We start from the raw sequence: 20,641 nt of genomic DNA on the forward strand, positions 1-20,641 counted from the left end.
CTACCCCCTACGCTGTGAAGTCTGTGTCGTCTCGCCGGCGGCCTGAGCGGCGCGCTTCTGGCGCATGCGGTCGGCCGGGTGGAAGCGCGCGTCGCGGCGCAAGGCGCCCTCGCTCTCGCCCCAGTTCGGCGCCATCCACGAGGTCCAGCCGAGATTGCCGAAGCCGCCGAGCGTGACCGGCTTGACCTCGCCGACCGGCAAGGCGAGCTCGACATCCCATTCGAACTGCTCGCCGAGATAGTAGAACACCGCGTCGGCCAGCGGCTCGCAGAGGTCGCCATTGGGCAGGAAGCGGCAGAACTGCTCCATGTCGCGGGCGACGATGCGGACGCGGAACTTGTCCTCGACGCTGTAGACGCTGGCGCCCACGAGCGCGTCGCCGCCGAGCGTGCAATGGCCCTGGCCGAGGCGCGTGCGGTCGGCGGGATCGAAGACCAGCCGCATGCCGATGAACTGCTCGATATCGACCTCCGCCTCGAACAGGCCGGAGAGGAAGCTGCGCAGCCGCGAGGCGGATTTGGCCTGCGCGCCGATCAGGCCGGCATGGGCGAGCTTCTCGGGATCGGGCACCGCATCAAGGCCGTGATAGGGCTTCGAGCCCAGCCCGATCATGCTGCCGATATAGGCGGCGAAGCGGTCGAGGTCGGGGCGGTCGTGCTGGGCGATCGGGCGGGAATCGGCCCAGGCCCGGTAGAACAATTGCAGGAAGCGGTGGTTGAGGATGTCGAGGAAGCGCGGAAAGGAATCGTCGCGCTCCAGCTGCCAGTGGAAGGTCTCTTCGGTCGTCGCCAGCGGCAGCGCGCCCTGCGGCCCGAGCAGGCCGAGAAACTTGACGAGAAGGCGCATGCGCCCCTGCGCGTCGTGGTCGGCCTGGGCAATGGTCGAGGCCGGGAACTCCATATAGGCGGGCTCGCCGAGCGCTAGATATTCGTCGCGCCGCGTCGCGGCATCGCCGATGCGGGCGCTCTCGGGGAAGCTGCGCTCGATGCGCCGCAGCGTGGCGTAGAAGTCGAAGCGCCAGGGCTCGTCCTGCAGCCGCGCGGCGAAGCTCGGCTCCTTCTGCAGCGGCTGCTGCGGCAGCACGGGCGCAGCCTCCTGCGGCGGCGCGGGCTCCGGCGGCAGGGCGGCCTCGTCTTGCAAGGCGGGCTCGCCGGTCACAGGATGCGCCTCGCGCCGGCGCGGGGCGGCCAGCGCATGACGTCGCCGCGCTCGACCGTGCGGACCACGGTCTGGGTGAAATGGTTCATGGCGGCGTATTCGGCGAAGAAGCGGTCGAGCACCGCGCCGAGCAGGAAGACGCCGCTGCCCTCGAAGGCCTTCTCCTCCAGCGTGACCACGACCTCGAGCCCGCGCGCCGCGCCGGTGCCGGCCCGCTGCGGGAAGCGGCGGATGACGGGGCGGCTGTCGACGCTCTTGATGCCGCGGATGCGGCGCTCGGTGGCGCTGTCGGCGAGATCGGCGAACAAAGCCAGCATCTCGCGCAGGGCCTCGGCGTTCTGCCCGGCGCCGCGCTGGACCAGCCCGAGCTGGTTGAGGCTGAGCAGGTTGATCAGCCGCCAGGTCACCACGCCGGTGCTCGCCGTCTCCGAGCGCAGCTTGAGCTGCGAGACGATCGGCTCGCGCGGCGGCGTCGGCCCGGCCAGGCAGGTGACGTCGAGCACGACATTGTCGATCAGCCGGAAATCGGCGCCGCCGACGCCGGTCGGCAGATGCTCGGTGAGGTGGCGGTTCGAGCAGAGCGCGCGCACGCTGAGCTCGGCCACCGAATTCGCGTCGTTCATCCCCGCCGGCTCGACCAGCGAGATGAACATGTCGGTGCCGGTATAGTCGGAGGCGCGGCCATAGCGCCGCTCGGCGGCCGAGCGCCGGCGCGGCAGGCGGCGCTGCGTGTAGAGCAGGCCGAGCTCGGGCGAGGCGCCCTCCGGCGAGGAGTAGAGCGGGTGCACCGGCTGCTTCTCGCGCCCGCCGAGATAATGGGCGTAGACGTCGAGGATGCTGTGCGGCTCGTAGTCGAGATAGCGGCCGCGATCGGGCACGACATGGTATTCGTGCTGGTTGCTGCGCACCGGGATGCGGTCCGCCGTCTTCTCGAACAGGTTCACGGCAGGCGCCGCATAGAGCGAGAACATCTCGCGCTGCACCGCGGCGGCGAGCCGGGCGTTGACCTCGTCGAAGACGAAGATGACGTCGACCGCCTTCGCCTTGAGTTGCGGCATGATCTTGGCGAGGCCGGTCAGCTTGAAGCCGAGGAACTTGCGCGGGAACCAGAACAGCTCGCGCAGCAATTCGAAGCCGCGGAAGACGCGGCTATCGGCCGGCAGCAGCGCCTCGTCCTCGTCGAAGCCGATCTGCTCCAGCCCGCACTCGGCCCCCGAGGTGATGACCGGGTCGCCGAAGGCGTCGAGATGACGGAAATAGATGCCGACGCGATCGGAGAAGAGCTGCTCGTAGAGCGCGATCGCATCCGATTCCGCGCCGAGCAGATGGACCTTTAGCTCCCTGGTGCGGCAGCCGGCGAACCAGCTCGTCGGCTGCTTGGCGGCCGGCACTGCTGCGGCAGGCTCTTCCTCGGCATTGGCCATGGTGCGATGGGTCAGCGACAGGCGCAGGCCCGAGAGCCCGCGCGTGCCGGTCTGCAGGCCGAGCGCCTGGAGCGGGCCAGGCGCGGGGATATATTCGGCCGCCGTCACGTCGAACGGCCAGAGCGTGATGTCCGAGCCGAGCCGGTAGCGGCAGGCGACGCGCCGGTCGCGCTCCAGATAGGTCGCGTCGAGATAGGAGCCGCGCGGGATGCGTTGGCCTTCGCGCAGGGCCGGATCGCCGAAGACCGGCTTCACCCCGGCGAGCAACGCCGAGGGCGTTGGCGCGAGATAGTTCGGGATGAGCTGCTCGAGCAGGTTGTTGGTGAACTCGGGGAACTCGTGCTTGAGCTTGAGCTGGACGCGGGCGGCGAGGAAGGCCGCGCCCTCGAGCAGGCCGCCGACCATCGGGTCCATGCGGTCGCCGACGAGCCCGCCCAGCCGCTCGGCGATCCCCGGATATTCCTCCGCGAATTCCTTGGTATGCTCCGTGAAGAGCCGCAGCTCTTGATTGTAGAAATCCAGGAATTCCTGATTCATCAGCTGCTCTTGATCGCGATCTTGCCGCTGTCGAGCTCGACATCGGCGACGAACTGAACCGGGACGTTGAGCGGGTCGCAGTTGAGGTCGGCCCGGACGACGAAGCGGATCTTGAGCTCGGCCCGGTCCAGGCTGTCGTCGCGCTCGACCGCGATGGACTGCCTTATCAGCCGCGGCTCGAAGCGGGTCAGCACGTCGGCGAGATCGTCCTTGATCGCGTTGACGCGGAACTCGTCGATCGAGAGCCGGGTGATGTCGGGGAAGCCGTGGTTGAGCACGGAGCGCGCGACGTGCTCATGCTGCGAGAGATCGAGCGACGAGGCGAGGTTGATCGTGTTGACCAGCGCGCCGAGGTCGATCGCGATCTCGCGGCGCAGCTTCGGCTCGGTGATCGCGGCGCGCGGCGCGGCGCGGCGGTTGGCGATGATGCGCTCGCCGCCATCGTCGCGCAGGTCGAGCGCCGTCTTCGCGTCCTTGCTGCGATGCGCCTCGCGGAAGGCGAACATGAGCGGCGGGCGCAACCGGTTCTTGTTTCCCCGCTCCATCATCGTCCTCCTCCCGGCCACGGCTCGACGAAGATGATGCCCTGCGCACCGGAACCGGAGCGCAGGGCTGTGCAGGCAATGGCCAAGGGCCCGGCTCAAAATCGCCGGCGGCCCGACGCCGATCTCACGACGTCTTGTTGGTCTTGACGTTCCAGGTGCCGGTGATGGCGCCGTCGAGCGAGCCGTCGGCCTTCTGCGGCTTGTACTCGAACTTGATCTTGGTGAAGTTCAGCGAGAACTGGTCGACCGGGACCGAGCCGCTGCCGTTGCTGCCGCCGGACTGGTAGCTGGAGACGAGCAGGTCCTCGAGCGTGACGGTATAGGCTTCCTGCTGGTCCTTGCCCTGCTTGCGGACGAACAGGACCGCCTTCTTGATGTGCTCGCCGGTCGCGCAGAACTGCATCAGCTTCGGCGAGGCCTTGTTCACATGCGTGGTGAAGTGAACGTCCTGAAAGCTCACCTTGCCCGCGCCGCCGCCGGCGCCGGCGCCGTGGCTGCCGCTATTGGTGTTGCCCCAGGAAAACGAATCGATCTCGATCGTATCCTTATGCTTCGAATCATGGCTCTCGCCCTTGATCCCATCGATCTCAAGCAGGAAATCGCTCGGCATATTACCCTCCAGAGTTGGATTATTTGATCTGAGCTTTCAGCCACCAGGATGACTTGACTGAGCTTGCTCCAGGCGCGGAGCTGCGTCGTCATCAATATGCAGGAGGGCGAACCGTCCTCCCGCTGCGGCAGGCGCTGGGCCTTGATGCTACTGCTTCGGCGCCGGCAGGCGCGAGACGAGGCTCATGCCGATATCCATGCCCTCGAGCTGGAAATGCGGCCTGAGGTAGAACTTTGCCGAATAATATCCGGGGTTCTCCTCGTCCTCGAAGACGTCGATGCGCGCGTCTGCGAGCGGGCGCCGGGCCTTCGTCTCCTCGCTGGAACCGAGCGGATCGCCGTCGATATACTCGGTGATCCATTCCTGCAGCCAGCGCCGCAGCGGCTCCTTCTCCTTGTAGGAACCGATCTTGTCGCGAACCATGCATTTCAGGTAATGCGCGAAGCGCGACACGGCGAACATGTAGGGCAGGCGCGAGGACAGGTTGTCCGACGCCGTCGCCGCCACGCCGTCGGGGCCGGAGAAGGTCTTCGGCTTGTACAGCGACTGGGCGCCGATGAAGGCGGCCTTGTCGGTGTTCTTGCGGTGGATCAGCGGGATCAGCCCGGATTTCGCCAGCTCGGCCTCGCGGCGGTCGCTGATCGCGATCTCGGTCGGGCATTTCAGGTCGATGCCGCCATCATCGGTCGGGAAGGTGTGGGTCGGCAGGTTCAGCACCTCGCCGCCCGACTGCACGCCGCGGATGCGGGTGCACCAGCCATATTCCTTGAAGGCGCGGTTGATGTTCACGGCCATGGCGTAGGCCGCGTTCATCCAGGCGTAGTTCTCGCCCCTGTGGCCGTCGGTATCCTCCTCGAAGGCGAATTCCTCGACCGGCTCGGACTTGGCGCCGTAGGGCACGCGCGAGAGCACGCGCGGCAGGCACAGGCCGACATAGCGCGAATCCGCCGCGTCGCGCAGCGACTTCCAGGCCGCATAGTCGGGCGTGTCGAAGACCTTGCCGAGATCGCGCGGATTGGAGAGCTCGGTCCAGGCGTCCATGCCCATCAGCGTCGGATCGGCGCCGGCGAAGAACGGGGCGTGGGCCGAGGCCGCGACCTTGGAGAGGTCGCGCAGCAGCTGCACGTCGGTCGGCAAGTGGCTGAAGTGATAGTCGCCGACCAGGCAGCCGAAGGGCTGGCCGCCGAGCTGGCCGAACTCCTGCTCGTAGACCTGCTTGAAGAGCGGGCTCTGGTCCCAGCGGGCGCCGGGATAGGTCTTGAGATTGCGGTAGAGCTCGTTCTTCGAGACGTTCATCACCTTGATCTTCAACTGAGCGTCGGTCTCGGAGTTGAAGACGAGGTAGTTGAGACCGCGCCAGGCGCTCTCGATCTGCTGGTATTCAGGTGCGTGCAGCACCTCGTTCATCTGCTCGGAGAGCTTGGCGTCGAGCCGCGCGATCATCTCCTCGATCGTGTCGAGCACGTCGTTCTTGATCAGCGTGGAATCCGCCAGAGCCTGGCTGACCAGGGTCGAGAGCGCGTTCTCGACCTCGGTCGCCGCCCTCTCGGTCTTGGGCTTGAAGCTCTGCTTGAGGATCGACGCGAATTCGTCGGGGTCACGGGTTTCGACAGCCGCCCCGCCGGGCTGCTGGATCTGGGTTTCCGCCATTGCCGCCTCGCTTGCTTAGCTGTTGCCGTCTGGAGTCTTGGTCTCGGCCGTCTTGTCGGCGAGCTTGTCCTTGAGCGCCGCCATCAGCTGAGGATCAGCCAGCAGCGCCTTGACCTGGTCGCTCGCCGCCATCTTGCCGTCCATGAAGCGCAGGAGGTTGGCGAGTTGCTCGCGCGCCTCCAGCAGCTTGGCCATGGCCGGAACCTGGCGGGCAATGGCGGCCGGGTTGAAGTCCTCGAACTTCTTGAACTTCAGGGCGACGGAGAGCTTCTCCGCGTCGCCGTTGCCGCCGAGCCTGTTGGGCACGTTGAAGTTCACGGCAGGCTCGATCGCGGCGAGGCGCTGATCGAAATTGTCCATGTCGATGTCGAGGAACTTGCGCTGGGAGATCTCGGGCTTCTCGATAGCCGAGGCATTGCCCGAAAGATCCGCCATCACCCCCATCACGAAGGGCAATTCGACCTTCTGCTCTGCGTTGTAGGGATCCTCATACGTGATGTGGACCCGCGGCGGCCTGTTGCGGCGAATGAATTTTTGCCCTGAGTCACCGGCCATTGGAGAGCTCCCCCTTCCAACCGGCATCACGCAAAGTCGCGCGATGCCATCATGCGCTTCTTACGTCGGGTGCACCATACACCTTTGTCGACGTCACGAAAGTTGCTTTAGGCATCGGCCGGATACCGTATCCGGCCCGATGCCTAAGGTTTTCGATAAGGCATCGGCTTTTCCCGAAAACCGCATTCCACTTTTCGGGCCGATACCCTGGAACAAACCGCGACCGAAACCTTCACTCGTCTGGTCGGATCGCGACCTCCGGCAAGATGTCGCCAAGCAGAGCCTGGAAATCGACCTGCGCCAGGGCGCAGGCCTTGTCCATCAGCAGCGGCGCCGGATGCGACGGCTCGACCTGCCGGTAGAAGGCGGCGACGGCCTTCATCCGGCTAACGGCCTCGACGCGGGTCGAGAGCATGACGGGCCCGGCCGCGACCGGCCCTGCGCCCACCCCCTCTTCCGACTGCGTCTCATCTCCCGAAGCTTCCTCTTCGGCAGCCTCATAGTCCTGAACCGGCTCCTCATAGGAACCGTTGCCCTGGGCCAGCCGCTCGAGCGGCAGGCGGAACTTCAGGTTGCCGCCAAGCTCGATCAGCGCCTTGTCGACATAGTCCGGGAACATGATCTGGATGACTTCGATCAAGGACTTACCGATCAATTGCTGGGCCTGGCCGATCAGCAGAACGGCCGGGCTCGATGGCTCTACCCTACGGAAATATTCGAGGCAGGAGGCCAGCGCATCCTTCACTTGAAGGATGCTGGAGCAGGTCGAGCCGGTGTCAGATGCAGCGGCAGGCGCACGCCCGGCACCGGGCTCGCTTCCCGCCGGCGCGGCCGCAAGCGTACTCTGCCCCGGAGCACGGCGGCCGACGGCAGCGTCAAGGAAGGCGATGATTTGATCGACCAGCACCGACAAGCGCGGAAAGGTCACGGCCTGATCGTAGCCGGCACGCTCGATCCAGATGGCCTGGATGCGGCCGAGCGCCGCCTTGATGGCGCCGACCTGCCCCAGAGTCGCAACGAGGGCATCGAGATCGGTCTCGGTCAACGCCGCCTGGATGGCGCTGGCATCGGGATGCTCCTCGCCCTCGACGAGGCGGACATCGCCGCTGGCGACGAGCTGGCTGCGGATCGCCACGGGGCCGAGGCGCCGGCTGGTGAAGAGCGGCGCGTGCTGGAGCGGCAGCACCACGGTCGGCATGTCGTCGAGACTCTGCAGCGCCACGGAGCGCATGATGACGTCGCCATCCTCCGGGCGCGGATGGACCTCGTCCCATTGCTCGGCGAGATTGCCGGCGATGAGGCCGAGGCAGCCGGCGAAGCCGGCGATGTCGCGGTTCAGCAGCGACAGCTTGCCGGCGAGCGCCGCGATCCTGAGGTCGCGGGTGCGGCCGAGCAGCTTGCCGATGTCAGTGAAGGCCGTGGCGAAGTCGATCGAGGCGCGGTCGAACGGGACCTGCCGCCCGTCATCCTCACGGCGGAAATAGGCGGTCGGCAGCGCCACTTCGAGGCGCGCCATGACGTTCATGAAATCGGGATCGTATTCCAGATCCGGACCGCAGGGATCATCCGGCGAGAGCGCCTGCGCCACCTCTGCGAGATTCAAAGCCGCCATATGCCCCCACCGGTCAGCGATCCAGCGGCTCGTCGCCCGCGGGTGTTGTCGTGATCTGCGTCAGCCGCCCGTCATTCGACGCGCAGCCGCGTCTCCACCCGGCGGTTCTCGCCGGAGAACGGGTCCTGGACCAGTGGCTTGTTCTGGCCGTAGCCGCGGGCGAGCAGCTTGGAGGTGTCGACGCCCTGCTCGTTGAGGTAGCGGACGACGGACCTGGCGCGGCGCTCGGACAGGTCGAGATTGTAGTTCGGCGTGCCGCTGGCGTCGGTATGGCCCTCGACCAGGAAGCTGCTCTTAGCCAGCTGAGGATTTTTCAGGGCCTTGGCGAACTCGTCGAGATTGAGCCTGGCGTCGGGTTCGAGAACGTCCGAGTTGTACTTGAACTTGACGACGAGGTCGAAGGCGCTCGGCGGCTTCACGACGTGGCCGGCGCGGTTGCACTCGGCCTCGGTGCCGACGCAGAGCCCGCGCGTCACGCCCATGGTCGGCGCCGGCGCGGCCGGGCCGAAATGTTTGACGATGTCTTCGGCCTTGTAGGAGGTCTGAGCCAACACGGGCTGGAAAGCCCAGGGAGACAGCCCCATGACCAAGGCGAAAGCGATGACGATGCGAGGTTGCTTGCGCATGGTCTCCCCTCCGTTTAGCTTCAGTTCAGTTGTCGAGCCTAGGCTTTCTACTATGCCTCCGCTTGGCCGCTGCGTCAATCACAAACCCCCGCCGCAAGCCACGAGGTTCCGTTGATGCCCGCCGAACTTCGACAATCACAAAGACTCGCATCATTCACGACGCCGTCAGGCAAAGATGAATTCGCACTTATCAAGTTCGAAGCCGAAGAGGCCTTGAGCGAATTGTTCACATATAAAATAGAAGCCACAAGCAAGACGGAGAATGCCGATCTCGTAGGTATTATCGGTGAAAAATGTTCTGTCAAGATGATATTGAAGGATCAGCAGGAAAGAATATTTCACGGCATCCTGATCGACGCACAATGGCTCGGCCGCGACGACGACCTGCATGTCTACCGGTTTGTGCTACGGCCATGGCTGTGGTTGCTCTCGCAGCGGACCGATTGTCGTATCTTCCGGAACAAGACACCGCTCGACATCATCGGCGACATCTTCAAAAAAGAAGGTAAGGCCAGCTTCGAGGACCGGGTCAGCGATAAGCCCGACGAAGTCGAGTATTGTGTTCAATACAGGGAAACCGACCTCGATTTCGTTTTGCGGCTAATGGAGCAATATGGGATTTACTATTATTTCAAGCATACCGACGCCAACCACACGCTGATCCTCTCCGATTCCAAATCGGCGCATGACCCGATCAAGCCGCCGGCGGCGCCGAGCTTCACCGGATCGAAAGCGGGCTATCCGTTCACGCCGCAGGACAGCTCGATGTCGCGCCATATCGAGCACCTGACGCATTGGTCGACGCAGCGGCGGCTGCGGACCGGCAAGGTCGAGCTGCGCGACTACAACTTCAAGGAATCGACCTCGGACCTGACTAGCCGCAGCGAAGAGGGCTTCCAGAAGGCCAAGAGCTACGAGAGCTACGACTACCCGGGCGCCTACACCAAGCGCAATGACGGCGAGCGCTTCGCCAAGGTCCGCGCCCAGGCGGTGCAGGCGCATGACGACCGGCGCTATGCCGCCGGCGAGGCGCCGAGCCTGCATCCGGGCGCGCTGATGACCTTCGCCAGCTACCCGACGCAAGACGAGAACATCGAGTACCTCGTGGTGCGCGCCACCCACGCCTATGGCGTGCAGAACTACCGCTCGAGCGCGCGCGCCGACGACTCGATCTATCACGGCTCCTACGAGCTGCAGAAGGGCGAGAACCGCTTCCGCGCGCCGATCGTCACGCCCAAGCCCGTGATCTACGGCCCGCACACGGCCAAGGTCGTCGGCGAGAAGAACAAGGGCGAGGAAGGCGACATCGACGTCGACGAATATGGCTGCATCTACGTGCGCTTCCACTGGGACCGCGAGGACGAGTCGACCTCGCGCCGGGTCCGCGTCGCGCAGCTCTGGTCCGGCAAGAACTGGGGCGGCCAGATCATCCCGCGCATCGGCCAGGAGGTCGTGGTCGAATTCCTGGAGGGCAATCCCGACCAGCCGCTGGTGACCGGCACCGTGGTCAACGACCAGCACATGCCGCCCTACGAGCTGCCGGCGAACAAGACCCAGTCGGGCCTGAAGTCGGAATCGACCGCCGGGGCCGGCTTCAGCGGCACCTATAACGAGGTCATGTTCGAGGATAAGATGGACCATGAGGTGCTCGGCCTGCGCGCCGAGAAGGACCACAAGGTCGTCGTCCGCAACATCGAGACCCGCGAGCACGGCGAGGCCTTCGTCGGCCCGGGCGAGTACTCGCGCGTGACCACCCTGGTCAAGGGCAGCGACAAGGTCGACATCCAGCAGGGCAGCCAGCTCGTCGAGGCGCTCAACGAGATCAAGTTCAGGGTCGGCGACAGCGTGATCAAGATGACGCCGACTGGCATCGAGATCACCGCGATGACGATCAAGATCAACGGCTCGATCACGACCGACGTGCTCAGCGACGGGATCATGACCATCAAAGCCCAGCTCGTGAAGATCAATTGAGGCGGGCATGACGCGGCTTCGCTTCACCACGGCGCAGGAGGTCTTCGAGACCTTCCCCTCCGCACGCAAGCTCGTCAGCCAGGCGCCGACGGGCGAGCGCCCCCTCGCCTTCCTGGCCAAGCTACTCGACGGGCCGGAGCCGCAGGATGCCGTGAGCTTCTGCGCCTTCCTGCTGCCGCGGCGCGAGACCGTCTGGTGGGCGGTGCAGAGCCTGCGCTCGCTGCAGCCGCCGGGCCGCAGCGACGCGGCTCTCACTGCGGCCGAGGCCTGGGTGCGCAACCCCGACGACGCGACGCGCCGGGCGGCGCTGGCCATCGGCGAGGCCGGCGATCCCGAGCAGGCCTCGACCTGGGTCGCGCTATCGGCCGGCTATTCCGGCGGCAGCATGGTCGCGAGCCATTCCGTGCCCTGCCCGCCGGACTTCACGGCGAAGACGGCCCGCGTCGCCGTGCTCGCCGCGATCCGCCAGGCGCCGCAGCAGCAGCGCGACGCCGCATTGCGCGGCTGCATCGAAGCGTGCATTCGTTTGGCGAATGACGATGGCGGCAAGGCACGGGCGTAACGGCGGACCTCTGACATGGCGCTGACGCTCACGATCGAGAACGAGACCTCCCTGCCGGATGGCGGGCCGCTCAGCGTGACGCTCAGCGGCACGCGCGGCATCGATATCGGCCGCGACCAGCATCTCGACTGGTGCCTGCCCGACTCGACCCGCGCCATCTCCGGGCGGCATTGCGAAATACGCTTCCAGGACGGCGCCTATTGGCTGCGCGACGTCTCGACCAACGGCACCTATGTCAATGGCGGCAGCCATCGCGTGCAATCGCCCTACCGGCTGCAGAACGGCGACAAGCTCGAGATCGGCCACTACATCATCGCGGTGGCGATCGACGGCGCCCCGGCCCAGGCGGCTGAGATCGACGAGGCGCCCTATCAGAGCGCGCCGCAGCCCGAATCGCTGTGGGATTCGGGCGGCGGCGAGGCCCCGCCGATCCCGCGCCGCGACCTGCTGCCGCCGAACAAGCTCCGGCCCGTCCATCCCGGCTTCATCGATTGGGCTGCGGACATCCCGGCCCCCGGCGCTGGGGCGTTCGAGCCGAGCCCGCCACCGTCGCAGCCGCAGCCGCAGCGGCCCGACGATTTCGCCTGGGCGCCCTACCAGACCCCGCCCGTGCCCGAGCCGGAGCCGATCGCGCCGATCCCGACGCCGCGGCGGCCATCTGCACCGCCACCGGCGGCCGGCGACCCGTGGAACGACCCGGCTGCGCCCGCGCCATTGCCCGATCCGGAGCCGTTCCAGCCAGCGCCCGTGGCCTCCGCGCCAATGCCGATGCCGATGCCGGCTGGGCCGGTCTCGCCGGCCGAGTTCGTGCAGCGCTTCGCCAAGGGGCTCGGCCTGCCGCCGGAGGCGCTGAGCTGGCAGGATTCCGGCGCCTTCGCCGAGCAGCTCGGCGGACTGATGCGGCTCGTCGCGGTCGAGCTGAAGCTGCTGCTGGCGGCGCGCGCCGAGAGCAAGCGCATCGCCCGCAGCACCAACCAGACGATGATCCAGGCGCAGGACAACAACCCGCTGAAATTCTCGCCGACGGTCGAGGACGCGTTGCAGTTGATCTTCGGCCGGCCGACCAGCGGCTATCTCAACGCGCAGAAGGCCTTCGACGAGAGCTTCAAGGACCTGAAGATCCACCAAATCAAGACCTATTCGGCGATGCAGCACGCACTGCGCATGCTGGTCGAGGATCTCGACCCGCAGGCGGTGGCCGAGAGCGTCGCGCCCGAGGGCGGGCTAGGCGGGCTGATCGGCTCGCGCAAGGCCAAGATGTGGGACGCTTATGTGGCGCGCTGGGAGGCCAAGACCGCGCCCTACGAGGACGGGCTGGTCGACGCCTTCATGCTCTATTTCGCCGAGTGCTACGACCGCGGCGGGCGCGGCGAGGGTTAGGGCCCGCTCGTCAGGATCGCCGCGATGTTGTGCGGCTGGAGTTCGCGCGGCGTGTCGTCGAGGCTCGCCTTGTAATAGTCGAGTACGCTGAGCTGCTCGTAGACGTTCCAGAGGGATTCGTCGGCGAAGGCCTCCGCCCTCTCCTCGAGATTGAGGATGGTGTTGAAATCCGGCGTGCCCGGCGCGCCGTAGACGATCGGCGGCGGCACGGGCTTGCCGCGCTTCTGCGCGGCGGCGGCCTCGAAAGCCTGGCGCGCGCCCGGCAGCCAGGAGCGGAGATAGGCGGTCTCGATGTCGCGCTCGGGCGCGCCGGTGCCGACCAGCACCTGCCGGCAGGCTATGGCGAAGGCATCGGTCAGGCCGTTCGATTCGGCGGCGGAATCGGCCTTGTTGAAGTTGGCGTGCAGCGGCTCGACATAGGCGAACAGGTTCTCCAGCCGCCGCGCCGGATCGCCGCGCAGGTAGGTCCAGGGATTGGCCGCGTCGATCTTGATCTGGCCCGGCAGCAAGTGCGCCGCCTGGAGGCCGTCCGGGGCACTGAAGAACTGGCGCTCGGCGGCGGTGCAGGTGACGTTGCGCAGCGGCGAGAGCGGCCGCATCAGCCGCGCCGGGTCGCGCATCAGCGCGAGATGGCAGAGCACCTTGACGACATGGCCGTTGCGGGCGTGGCTATGCCCAAGCGCCGAGGCGCGGTCGGTGCTGAAGCGCTCGACGCGCAGATGGCGGAAGCGCTCGATCGCCCCCTCCGCCCGGTCCGGCACCCGCCGTGTCCCCATCGCAGCCTCCCGAGACGCTAGAAAAGTTGGCGCATGGCTCGTGCGAAAAACCGGTTCCCCCTTTTTCGCGCCATACGCTTGCCGTCAGCCGCCGATGATCACCGTCGGCAGGCCCATCACGATCTTGTTCGGCGGCCCGAGCGCCTCGACGATCGTATCACCCATCCGGCAGGCGGCCAGCCCATTGATCAGCACGGTCTGCGAGCCGTCCACCACCACGCCCGGCCCATGCGGCTGAGGCGGCATCAAGGTCGCGCAGAGATGGATGTCAGCGCCGCCGGCGGCCCCCGAGATCATCGATCCCATGCTGGCGCCTGCCGTCGTCTTGGCCGCCTCCTCGGCCGCCTTGGCCGCCGCAGCGCCCGGCGTCGGGGCGGCCGCCAACGTCGCTGCGGCAGCCACCTGCAACGCCGCGTCGGAAACGGCCTTGGCCGCTTGGATGGCGGCAGCGGCAGCGGCGGAGACGCCGCGCCAGGCCGGCAGGGTGCCGATCAGCACGTCGAGGCTGCCCGGCCCCGGCGTGAGCAGGCCGGGCAAAGGGTGCAGCACCGGGTCGGTCGTGCGTGCGGCTGGGCCCGTCGGCATGCGCGCTCCTCAGATGTCGTAGCGTCCCGCGCCATCATGGCCGCAGATGTTTTCACTCCACATCCTTCATGTTGAGGATGCCAGCTTGCCGGCGCCCATGTCAGCCTGCCGCTGAGCGTGAATCAGGCGATGACCCACGGGCAGCTGGGGCATTCGCTTGGTGACGCCTGAAACCGTTTTCGTATATGCTTCGAAAGCAGCTTGAAGATCGAGAGAACCGGATGTCGTGGTACAGCAAGGTCATCTGGTCGGAAGGTCTGTTCCTGCGGCCGCATCACTTGCAGCAGGGCGACCGCTATCTCGAAAATCTGCTTGAAAGCCGCGTCCGACATGTGACCCCCTACCCATGGGGCTTCTCGGTGCTCGAACTCGATCGTGACCTGGCTCAGCAAAGCCGCATCGGCCTGCGCCGCGCGGCCGGGATCATGCCCGACGGCACGCCCTTCTCGCTACCCGACAACAGCCCACTGCCCGCCGCCATCGAGGTGCCGGAGAATGCGGCCGGCCAGATCGCCTGGCTGTCGATGCCGCTCGCGGCCTCGAATACGCGCGAGGTCGAGGACAGCCTGAACGGCAGCGCCAGCCGCTATGTCCCGGCAACGGAGATGCTGATCGACTCCACCGCCTCGTTGCGGATCGAGGAGGAGATCGACGTCGCCCATCCCCGGCTCACGCTGGAGCTGCGCAAGACCTCGAAAGCCGGCTATGTCGCACTGGCGCTCGGCCGCATCCTGGAGGTGCGCGACCGCGCCGTGCTGTTCGACGAGAAGTTCGCGCCGCCCGTGCTGATCTCCGCCGCCCACCCCGTGGTCGAGGGCTGGCTCGACCGGGTGATCGGCTGGATCGACAACAAGCTGGAGGAGCTGGCGCGCTATGCGGCCGATCCGACCGCCGGCGGCGGCCTGCAAAGCGCCGATTACTTCATCCTGCAGATGCTCAACCGGCACATCCCGGTGCTCAAGCACATGCGGCGCTCGCGCTTCGTCCATCCCGAGCGGCTGTTCGAGATCTTCCTGGCGATTGCCGGCGAGCTCGCGACCTTCACCACGGCCGAGCGCCGGGCCCGCGACTATCCGGCCTACGACCATGACGACCTCGAAGGCTGCTTCATGCCGGTCGTGCGCGACATCCAGGACTTCCTCTCGGCCCAGCTCGGCCGAAGGGCGATCCGGCTGGAGATCGTCGAGCGCGCGCCCAACGCCTTCATGTCGACGATCCGCGACCGCTCGCTGGTCCGCAACGCGACGCTGATCCTGGAGGTGGCGGCGCGGAGGCCGCTGACCGAGATCCAGGCGCAGTTCCCGCAGCTCTTCAAAGTCGGCCCCAACACCAAGATGAACGAGATCGTCCACGCCCATCTGCCGGGCATCAACCTCGTGCATCTGCCGACGCCGCCGCCGCAGATCCGGGCGCTGACCGACCACGTCTATTTCTACCTCGACCGGACCTCGCCGCTCTGGCCCGAATTCAGCAGCGCGAGCTCGATCGGCATGCATTTCTCGGGTGACTGGCCGGATCTCGAGATGGAGCTCTGGGCCGTTCTGGAGGGCAGGCGATGAGCGACCCGGGTTCGCCCTCCGATCCGTTCGGCCGCTCCGACCGAACCATCATCCGGCCGAACCCCGGGCGCCGCATCGCGCCCTCGCGCCCGACCCAGCCAGCCGCCCCGGCGCCAGGCCCCGCCGCGCCCGCATCCGTGCCGTCGCCGGGCGTGCCCGGCTCGGGCGAGGAATGGATGGCGACGCCGCAGCCGGCACCGCCGCGCCCGCAGGCGCCGCCATCCGGCGCGCCGCCAGTCGGCCTGCCGAAGCGCGAGCAGATGATCACGCCGAACGCCAACCCGCTGCTGAAGGCGGGGGGGCCGCTGCTGCTGCTGCTCGGGCGCCTCAGGGCCGCGCTCAGCAGCGCCTCGGCGACGCAGCTGATCGGGCAGGTCGGCGATTCCATCGAGGCCTTCGAGCACGAGGTTCGCGCCACCGGCGCCTCGGCCGAGCAGACGCGCACCGCCAAATACGTACTCTGCGCCACGGCCGACGACATCGTGCAGAACATCCCCGGCGAGGACCGGCACGTCTGGACGCAGTACAGCATGCTCTCGCGCTTCTTCGGCGAGCGCGTCGGCGGCGTGCGCTTCTTCGAGGAGCTCGACAAGGCCAAGGCCGACCCGTCTGTGAACTACAACCTGCTCGAACTGATGCATGCCTGCCTGGCGCTCGGCTTCCAGGGCATCCACCGGACGTCGTCGGGCGGCGCGGCCAACCTGCAGATGATCCAGCGCAACCTGTTCGAGACGCTGCGCCGGGTGAAGCAGCCCGACCCCGAGCTGTCGCCGCGCTGGCAGGGCCAGGCCGTCGCCTCGCAGGTGCAGCGCTTCAAGGTGCCGGTCTGGTCGGTGGCGGCGATCGCGGCCGTCGCCGTGCTCGGGCTCTACCTCGTCTTCCGCATGCTGCTCAGCGGCAGCGCCGAGGTCTCGGCCGCGCAGCTGCTCTCGGTGCATCCGAAGGGCGAGCTCGGCATCGTCCGCAAGGTCTTCTCGGCCCCGCCTCCGCCACCTCCCCCGGCGCCGACGCAGGCCAAAGTCTGCGCCACCGTGCAGCCGCCGATCGTCTGCCAGGTCACGCCGAACGTCATTCTGGTGCGTCTGGTCGACATCACGCTGTTCGAGCCCGGACAGGCGCAGGTGCGGGCCGAGTTCCGGCCGCTGATCGAGCGCATCGCCGCCGTGCTCAACGAGGAGGGCGGCGCGATCAAGGTGGTCGGCCATACCGACAACCAGCCGATCCGGACCGCGCGCTTCCCGTCCAACCTGCAGCTCTCGCAGGAGCGGGCCAAGGCGGTCGGCGACCTGCTCCAGACCAAGCTCACCAAGCAGGACCGGATCAGCTTCGAGGGCAAGGGGCCGGACGTGCCGATCGCCCCCAACACCACCGCGGACGGGCGCGCCAAGAACCGGCGCGTCGAGATTCTGATCCAGCGCAACAGCTGATGGGTGCGCTGATGCAGGAGAGAGACGGACGATGAGCATCGCGATTTGGCTGCGCATAGCCGCGATCGTGATCGGCACGCTGGCGCTGGCCGCGCTGGTCTGGTTCGGCGGGCCGTTCATCGCCGTGGGCGAGGTGCGCCCGTTCGAGTCGCTCTGGGTGCGGCTGCCGATCGTGCTGCTGTTCGCGCTCGGCGCGATCGTCTGGATCGCGCTGATCATCATCAGGCGGCGCAAGGCGACGGCCGCGCTGACCGATGCGCTGGAGAAGACGGAAGACGCCAGCGGCGACGGCGCGGCACTGAGCGGCGCGATGCGCGACGCGCTCGCCACCCTGAAGCGGTCCCGGGCCACGGATGGCGGTGACTATCTCTACGACCTGCCCTGGTACGTGATCATCGGCCCGCCCGGCGCCGGCAAGACCACGGCGCTGGTCAATTCCGGCCTGAAATTCCCGCTGGCGCGCGGCGCGACGCCTTCGGCCGTCGCAGGCGTCGGCGGCACCCGCTATTGCGACTGGTGGTTCGCCGAGCAGGCCGTGCTGATCGACACGGCCGGGCGCTACACCACGCAGGACACCGATGCCAAGGCCGAGCGCGCGAGCTGGCTGTCCTTCCTCGACCTGCTCAAGACCAACCGGCCGCGCCAGCCGATCAACGGCGTCATGGTCGCGATCAGCGTCGAGGACATCCTGACCTCGACGCCGGAGCAGGTCGCCGCCCATGCCGACGCGATCCGCAGCCGCCTGCTCGAACTGAACGAGCGGCTCAAGGTCGATTTCCCGGTCTACGCGATCTTCACCAAGTCCGACCTGATCGCCGGGTTCAACGAGTTCTTCGTGAACCTCACCGAGTCGCAGCGGCGCATGGTCTGGGGCCATACCTTCCAGACGCTCGACAAGACCCGCAACATGATCGGCGACGTGCCGCCGGAATACGACGCGCTGATCGAGCGCCTGAACGAACGCCTGCCCGACCGGCTGCAGGACGAGCACAACCCGAATGCGCGCGCGCTCCTGTTCGGCCTGCCCAGCCAGATGGCGACGCTGAAGCCGAAGATCACCGAGTTCCTCGGCCGCGTCTTCGAGCCGACGCGCTACCACGCCAACGCCACGCTGCGCGGCTTCTACTTCACCTCCGGCACACAGGAGGGCACCCCGATCGACCAGTTGATCGGCGCGCTCTCGCGCAATTTCGGCAGCGAGCATGCCGCCGCCGGCTCGTTCTCCGGCCGCGGCAAGAGCTATTTCCTCACCGACCTGATCCAGAAGGTGATCATCGGCGAATCCGGCTGGGTCTCGACCGATCTCGGCGCGGCCCGGCGCTCGACGGCTTTCCGCGTCGCCGGCTTCACGGCGGTGGCGCTCGCCGCGCTGGCGGCGGCCGGCTTCTGGTGGATGAGCTACTCGCGCAACAGCGACCTGATCACCGCGACCAATTACGGGCTCGCCGACTACCGCACCAGCGCCGCCCCGGTGCTGCAGGAGACGACGATCTCCGACCGCAACTTCAGCCGCGTCCTGCCGCTCCTGCACAAGCTCAGGAACATGCCGGCCGGCTACGCCACCAAGGACGAGCCGACGCCGGTCATGGCCACGTTCGGGCTGAGCCAGCGCGAGCGGCTCGAATCCGCAGGCGTTGTCAGCTACCAGGAGGCGCTGGAGCGGATGCTGCGCTCGCGCATCATCTTCCGGCTGGAGGAGCAGCTCGAGGCCAACATCAACAATCCCGGCTTCGTCTACGAGGCGCTCAAGGTCTACCTGATGGTCGGCGGCCAGGCGAAGCTCGACCGCGACCTGGTGATCTCGTGGATGCGGCTCGACTGGGCCGAGAACCTCTTCCCCGGCGCGGCCAACGCCAAGGGCCGCGAGGCGCTGGAGGAACACCTCATCGCGATGCTCGCCCTCGACGAGGGCGACCGCGAGCCGATCGTCAAGCTCAACCAGTCGCTGATCGAGAACTGCCAGCGCACCTTGCGCCGGATGAGCATCGCCGAGCGCGCCTACGAGATGCTGCGCACCCAGGCGCGCGGCGAGCAGCGCGACTGGGTGGCGTCGCAGCGCGGCGGCTCGGATGTGCGCCTCGCCTTCGAAGGCATCGGCGGCGAGGATCTCGACGCGGTCCGCGTGCCGTATTTCTACACCTATGGCGGCTTCCAGAGCGCCTTCGTCGATCGCCTCGGCGATATCGGCGAGCGCATCGAGAAGGAGCGCTGGGTGCTCGGCGAGAATGTCGACCAGGCCGCGATCACCTCGCAATACGCGACGCTGTTCCAGGATCTGCTCAAGCTCTACGCGCGCGACTTCACCGCGACCTGGCAAAAGACCCTGCGTCGGCTGAAGCTGCGGCCGCTCAACGCCGACAAGCCGAAATACGTCGCGCTCAGCGCCATCGCCGCACCAACCTCGCCATTCAAGCAGCTGCTCGAGTCGATCCGCGACGAAACGCAGCTGACCAAGGAGCGTCCGAGCGTGAAGGGCGCTGCCACGAAGGCGGCCGGCCAGGCGGTGGAGGCGCTCGACAAGCGCGCCAGCGATGCGCTCGGACGTCTCGGCGCCAGCCTGCCGCTCGCCGCGCCCGGCGTCGACCGCGTGCTCGCCAGCGGCGGCAACGAGGCGCTCGGCGCCAATATCGAGAGCCAGTTCAAGCAGTACCACGTGCTGGTCGATGGCGACCTTGGCCGCCGCCCGGTCGACCAGCTCCTGCAGATCTTCGCCGAGATCAACCAGAACCTCGCCATCGCCGCGACGACGCCGGCGCAATCGGCCGCCGCCAATGCAGCGCTGGTGCCGCTGATCGCGTCCCTGCGCGCCAACTCCTCGCGCTACCCGGCGCCGTTCGACGGCATGATCGTGCAGGCGGTCAACGACTTCGAGGGCGACGCCACTGGCGCGACCGTGGCCCTGCTGCGCCAGGCGCTGGGCGACCAGGTCTCGCGCGTCTGCGCCGATATCGTCACCAACCGCTACCCGTTCGTGAAGGCGAGCGCGCGCGACGTCCCGTTGGCCGATTTCGCCCGGCTGTTCGCGCCCGGCGGCATCATGGACAAGTTCTACAAGGAGCGGCTCGAACCCTATGTCGACAGCTCGAAGGAGCAATGGAGCTGGCGGGTCGACAGCCGCGTCGCGCGCTCGCTCTCGCCGACGACCCTGCGCGAGTTCCAGCGCGCCGGCGAGATCAGGGACGCCTTCTTCCCGACCGGCGGCAATCTGCCCTCCTTCCAGATGATCGTGGTACCGACCGCGCTCTCCTCCGACGCGGCCAGCGCCAAGCTGGAGATCAACGGCTTCAACGTGATGAGTCAGCAGGGTGTCAACACGCCGACCCCGGTGATGTGGCCGGGCGCGGGCGTGGCCCGCACGGCTGTGACGCTGACCCTCGGCGGTGCCAGCAACAATGCCGGCGGCCTGTTCGGCGGCGGATTTTTCTCCGGCGGCTCGTCCTCGCAGCCGCAGGGCGAGGCCAAGCTGTTCGAGCGCGACGGCGTCTGGTCCTTCTTCCGCCTGCTCGATGCCGGCTCTGTGCTCAAGCAGGGCGACAACGTCGTGCTGACGCTGAGCGGCGGCGGCAGGCAGGTCGCCTACCAGTTCGGCGTCGGATCGCTGAAGAACCCGCTCGTGCTGCCGGCGCTGCGGGATATCCGCTGCCCATCGGGGATCTGATCG

Annotated in this window: 16 protein-coding genes; 6 read left to right on the forward strand and 10 right to left on the reverse strand. The window is 67.2% G+C overall.

The genetic code is table 11. From position 1 onward, the window contains the following. From tssG to DWF00_RS17300, 8 genes are all read right to left on the reverse strand, one after another. Positions 1-1,158 (reverse strand): type VI secretion system baseplate subunit TssG, encoded by a 1,158-nt coding sequence (gene tssG / locus DWF00_RS17265; RefSeq protein ID WP_342769110.1) that lies wholly within the window; start codon positions 1,156-1,158, stop codon positions 1-3. Further along, positions 1,155-3,119, reverse strand: a complete 1,965-nt coding sequence (gene tssF, locus DWF00_RS17270; protein WP_114828961.1) for a type VI secretion system baseplate subunit TssF — start codon at positions 3,117-3,119, stop codon at positions 1,155-1,157. Before tssF ends, tssG begins: the two co-directional genes overlap by 4 nt. Continuing rightward, positions 3,119-3,667, reverse strand: a complete 549-nt coding sequence (locus DWF00_RS17275; RefSeq protein ID WP_245974028.1) for a type VI secretion system baseplate subunit TssE — start codon at positions 3,665-3,667, stop codon at positions 3,119-3,121. The genes tssF and DWF00_RS17275 overlap by 1 nt, the downstream gene beginning before the upstream one ends. Positions 3,668-3,788: 121 nt before the next feature. Beyond that, positions 3,789-4,274 (reverse strand): Hcp family type VI secretion system effector, encoded by a 486-nt coding sequence (locus DWF00_RS17280; protein WP_114828962.1) that lies wholly within the window; start codon positions 4,272-4,274, stop codon positions 3,789-3,791. Positions 4,275-4,421: 147 nt separating this feature from the next. After that, positions 4,422-5,924 carry a type VI secretion system contractile sheath large subunit gene (gene tssC, locus DWF00_RS17285; protein ID WP_114828963.1) on the reverse strand — a complete coding sequence of 501 codons (1,503 nt, stop codon included), beginning with the start codon at positions 5,922-5,924 and terminating at the stop codon, positions 4,422-4,424. 15 nt (positions 5,925-5,939) lie between these two features. Continuing rightward, the gene (gene tssB / locus DWF00_RS17290; RefSeq protein ID WP_114828964.1) at positions 5,940-6,479 is read right to left on the reverse strand and encodes a type VI secretion system contractile sheath small subunit; all 540 of its coding nucleotides are present in this window, start codon (positions 6,477-6,479) and stop codon (positions 5,940-5,942) included. 232 nt (positions 6,480-6,711) lie between these two features. Next, entirely contained in the window at positions 6,712-8,091 is a 1,380-nt protein-coding gene (locus DWF00_RS17295) for a type VI secretion system protein TssA (protein WP_114828965.1), read from the reverse strand. A gap of 71 nt (positions 8,092-8,162) precedes the next feature. Then, entirely contained in the window at positions 8,163-8,717 is a 555-nt protein-coding gene (locus DWF00_RS17300; protein ID WP_114828966.1) for an OmpA family protein, read from the reverse strand. Between the two features lie 114 nt (positions 8,718-8,831). Between DWF00_RS17300 and DWF00_RS17305 the strand changes: the two genes are divergently transcribed. From DWF00_RS17305 to tagH, 3 genes are read left to right on the forward strand one after another with little or no spacing between them, the layout of a single operon-like run. Further along, a complete protein-coding gene (locus DWF00_RS17305) occupies positions 8,832-10,691 on the forward strand; it encodes a type VI secretion system Vgr family protein (protein ID WP_114829301.1) in 1,860 nt (619 codons plus the stop codon). 7 nt (positions 10,692-10,698) lie between these two features. Further along, on the forward strand, positions 10,699-11,253 hold the full coding sequence (locus DWF00_RS17310; protein WP_114828967.1) for a DUF6931 family protein: 555 nt from the start codon (positions 10,699-10,701) through the stop codon (positions 11,251-11,253). Positions 11,254-11,268: 15 nt separating this feature from the next. Continuing rightward, a complete protein-coding gene (tagH, locus tag DWF00_RS17315; protein WP_114828968.1) occupies positions 11,269-12,633 on the forward strand; it encodes a type VI secretion system-associated FHA domain protein TagH in 1,365 nt (454 codons plus the stop codon). Here the strand turns inward: tagH and DWF00_RS17320 are convergent. Further along, a complete protein-coding gene (locus tag DWF00_RS17320; RefSeq protein ID WP_147283680.1) occupies positions 12,630-13,409 on the reverse strand; it encodes a hypothetical protein in 780 nt (259 codons plus the stop codon). The two genes, tagH and DWF00_RS17320, sit on opposite strands and share 4 nt — an antisense overlap. Before the next feature lie 84 nt (positions 13,410-13,493). After that, a complete protein-coding gene (locus DWF00_RS17325; protein WP_114828970.1) occupies positions 13,494-13,994 on the reverse strand; it encodes a PAAR domain-containing protein in 501 nt (166 codons plus the stop codon). Positions 13,995-14,215: 221 nt separating this feature from the next. On the opposite strand from DWF00_RS17325, the gene tssK reads away from it, so the two are divergent. From tssK to tssM, 3 genes are read left to right on the forward strand one after another with little or no spacing between them, the layout of a single operon-like run. Further along, positions 14,216-15,553: a type VI secretion system baseplate subunit TssK gene (gene tssK / locus DWF00_RS17330; RefSeq protein WP_114828971.1), complete on the forward strand. Its 1,338-nt coding sequence runs from the start codon at positions 14,216-14,218 to the stop codon at positions 15,551-15,553. Then, the gene (tssL, locus tag DWF00_RS17335; protein ID WP_114828972.1) at positions 15,550-16,980 is read left to right on the forward strand and encodes a type VI secretion system protein TssL, long form; all 1,431 of its coding nucleotides are present in this window, start codon (positions 15,550-15,552) and stop codon (positions 16,978-16,980) included. The genes tssK and tssL overlap by 4 nt, the downstream gene beginning before the upstream one ends. Positions 16,981-17,011: 31 nt before the next feature. Then, positions 17,012-20,638: a type VI secretion system membrane subunit TssM gene (gene tssM / locus DWF00_RS17340; RefSeq protein WP_114828973.1), complete on the forward strand. Its 3,627-nt coding sequence runs from the start codon at positions 17,012-17,014 to the stop codon at positions 20,636-20,638. The last annotated feature ends 3 nt before the right edge of the window (positions 20,639-20,641 follow it).

The sequence above is a fragment of the Allobosea caraganae genome (genome assembly GCF_003351345.1).
GTDB classification, from domain to species: domain Bacteria; phylum Pseudomonadota; class Alphaproteobacteria; order Rhizobiales; family Beijerinckiaceae; genus Allobosea; species Allobosea caraganae.

Excerpts from the sequence above, each read along its gene's own strand:
- DWF00_RS17295 (WP_114828965.1), bottom strand. The coding sequence starts at position 8,091 with ATGGCGGCTTTGAATCTCGCAGAGGTGGCGCAGGCGCTCTCGCCGGAT.
- tssB (WP_114828964.1), bottom strand. The coding sequence starts at position 6,479 with ATGGCCGGTGACTCAGGGCAAAAATTCATTCGCCGCAACAGGCCGCCG.
- tssM (WP_114828973.1), top strand. The coding sequence starts at position 17,012 with ATGAGCATCGCGATTTGGCTGCGCATAGCCGCGATCGTGATCGGCACG.
- tssK (WP_114828971.1), top strand. The coding sequence starts at position 14,216 with ATGTCGTGGTACAGCAAGGTCATCTGGTCGGAAGGTCTGTTCCTGCGG.
- tssC (WP_114828963.1), bottom strand. The coding sequence starts at position 5,924 with ATGGCGGAAACCCAGATCCAGCAGCCCGGCGGGGCGGCTGTCGAAACC.
- DWF00_RS17280 (WP_114828962.1), bottom strand. The coding sequence starts at position 4,274 with ATGCCGAGCGATTTCCTGCTTGAGATCGATGGGATCAAGGGCGAGAGC.
- DWF00_RS17275 (WP_245974028.1), bottom strand. The coding sequence starts at position 3,667 with ATGATGGAGCGGGGAAACAAGAACCGGTTGCGCCCGCCGCTCATGTTC.
- DWF00_RS17325 (WP_114828970.1), bottom strand. The coding sequence starts at position 13,994 with ATGCCGACGGGCCCAGCCGCACGCACGACCGACCCGGTGCTGCACCCT.
- DWF00_RS17300 (WP_114828966.1), bottom strand. The coding sequence starts at position 8,717 with ATGCGCAAGCAACCTCGCATCGTCATCGCTTTCGCCTTGGTCATGGGG.
- DWF00_RS17320 (WP_147283680.1), bottom strand. The coding sequence starts at position 13,409 with ATGGGGACACGGCGGGTGCCGGACCGGGCGGAGGGGGCGATCGAGCGC.
- DWF00_RS17305 (WP_114829301.1), top strand. The coding sequence starts at position 8,832 with ATGCCCGCCGAACTTCGACAATCACAAAGACTCGCATCATTCACGACG.
- tssF (WP_114828961.1), bottom strand. The coding sequence starts at position 3,119 with ATGAATCAGGAATTCCTGGATTTCTACAATCAAGAGCTGCGGCTCTTC.
- DWF00_RS17310 (WP_114828967.1), top strand. The coding sequence starts at position 10,699 with ATGACGCGGCTTCGCTTCACCACGGCGCAGGAGGTCTTCGAGACCTTC.
- tssL (WP_114828972.1), top strand. The coding sequence starts at position 15,550 with ATGAGCGACCCGGGTTCGCCCTCCGATCCGTTCGGCCGCTCCGACCGA.
- tagH (WP_114828968.1), top strand. The coding sequence starts at position 11,269 with ATGGCGCTGACGCTCACGATCGAGAACGAGACCTCCCTGCCGGATGGC.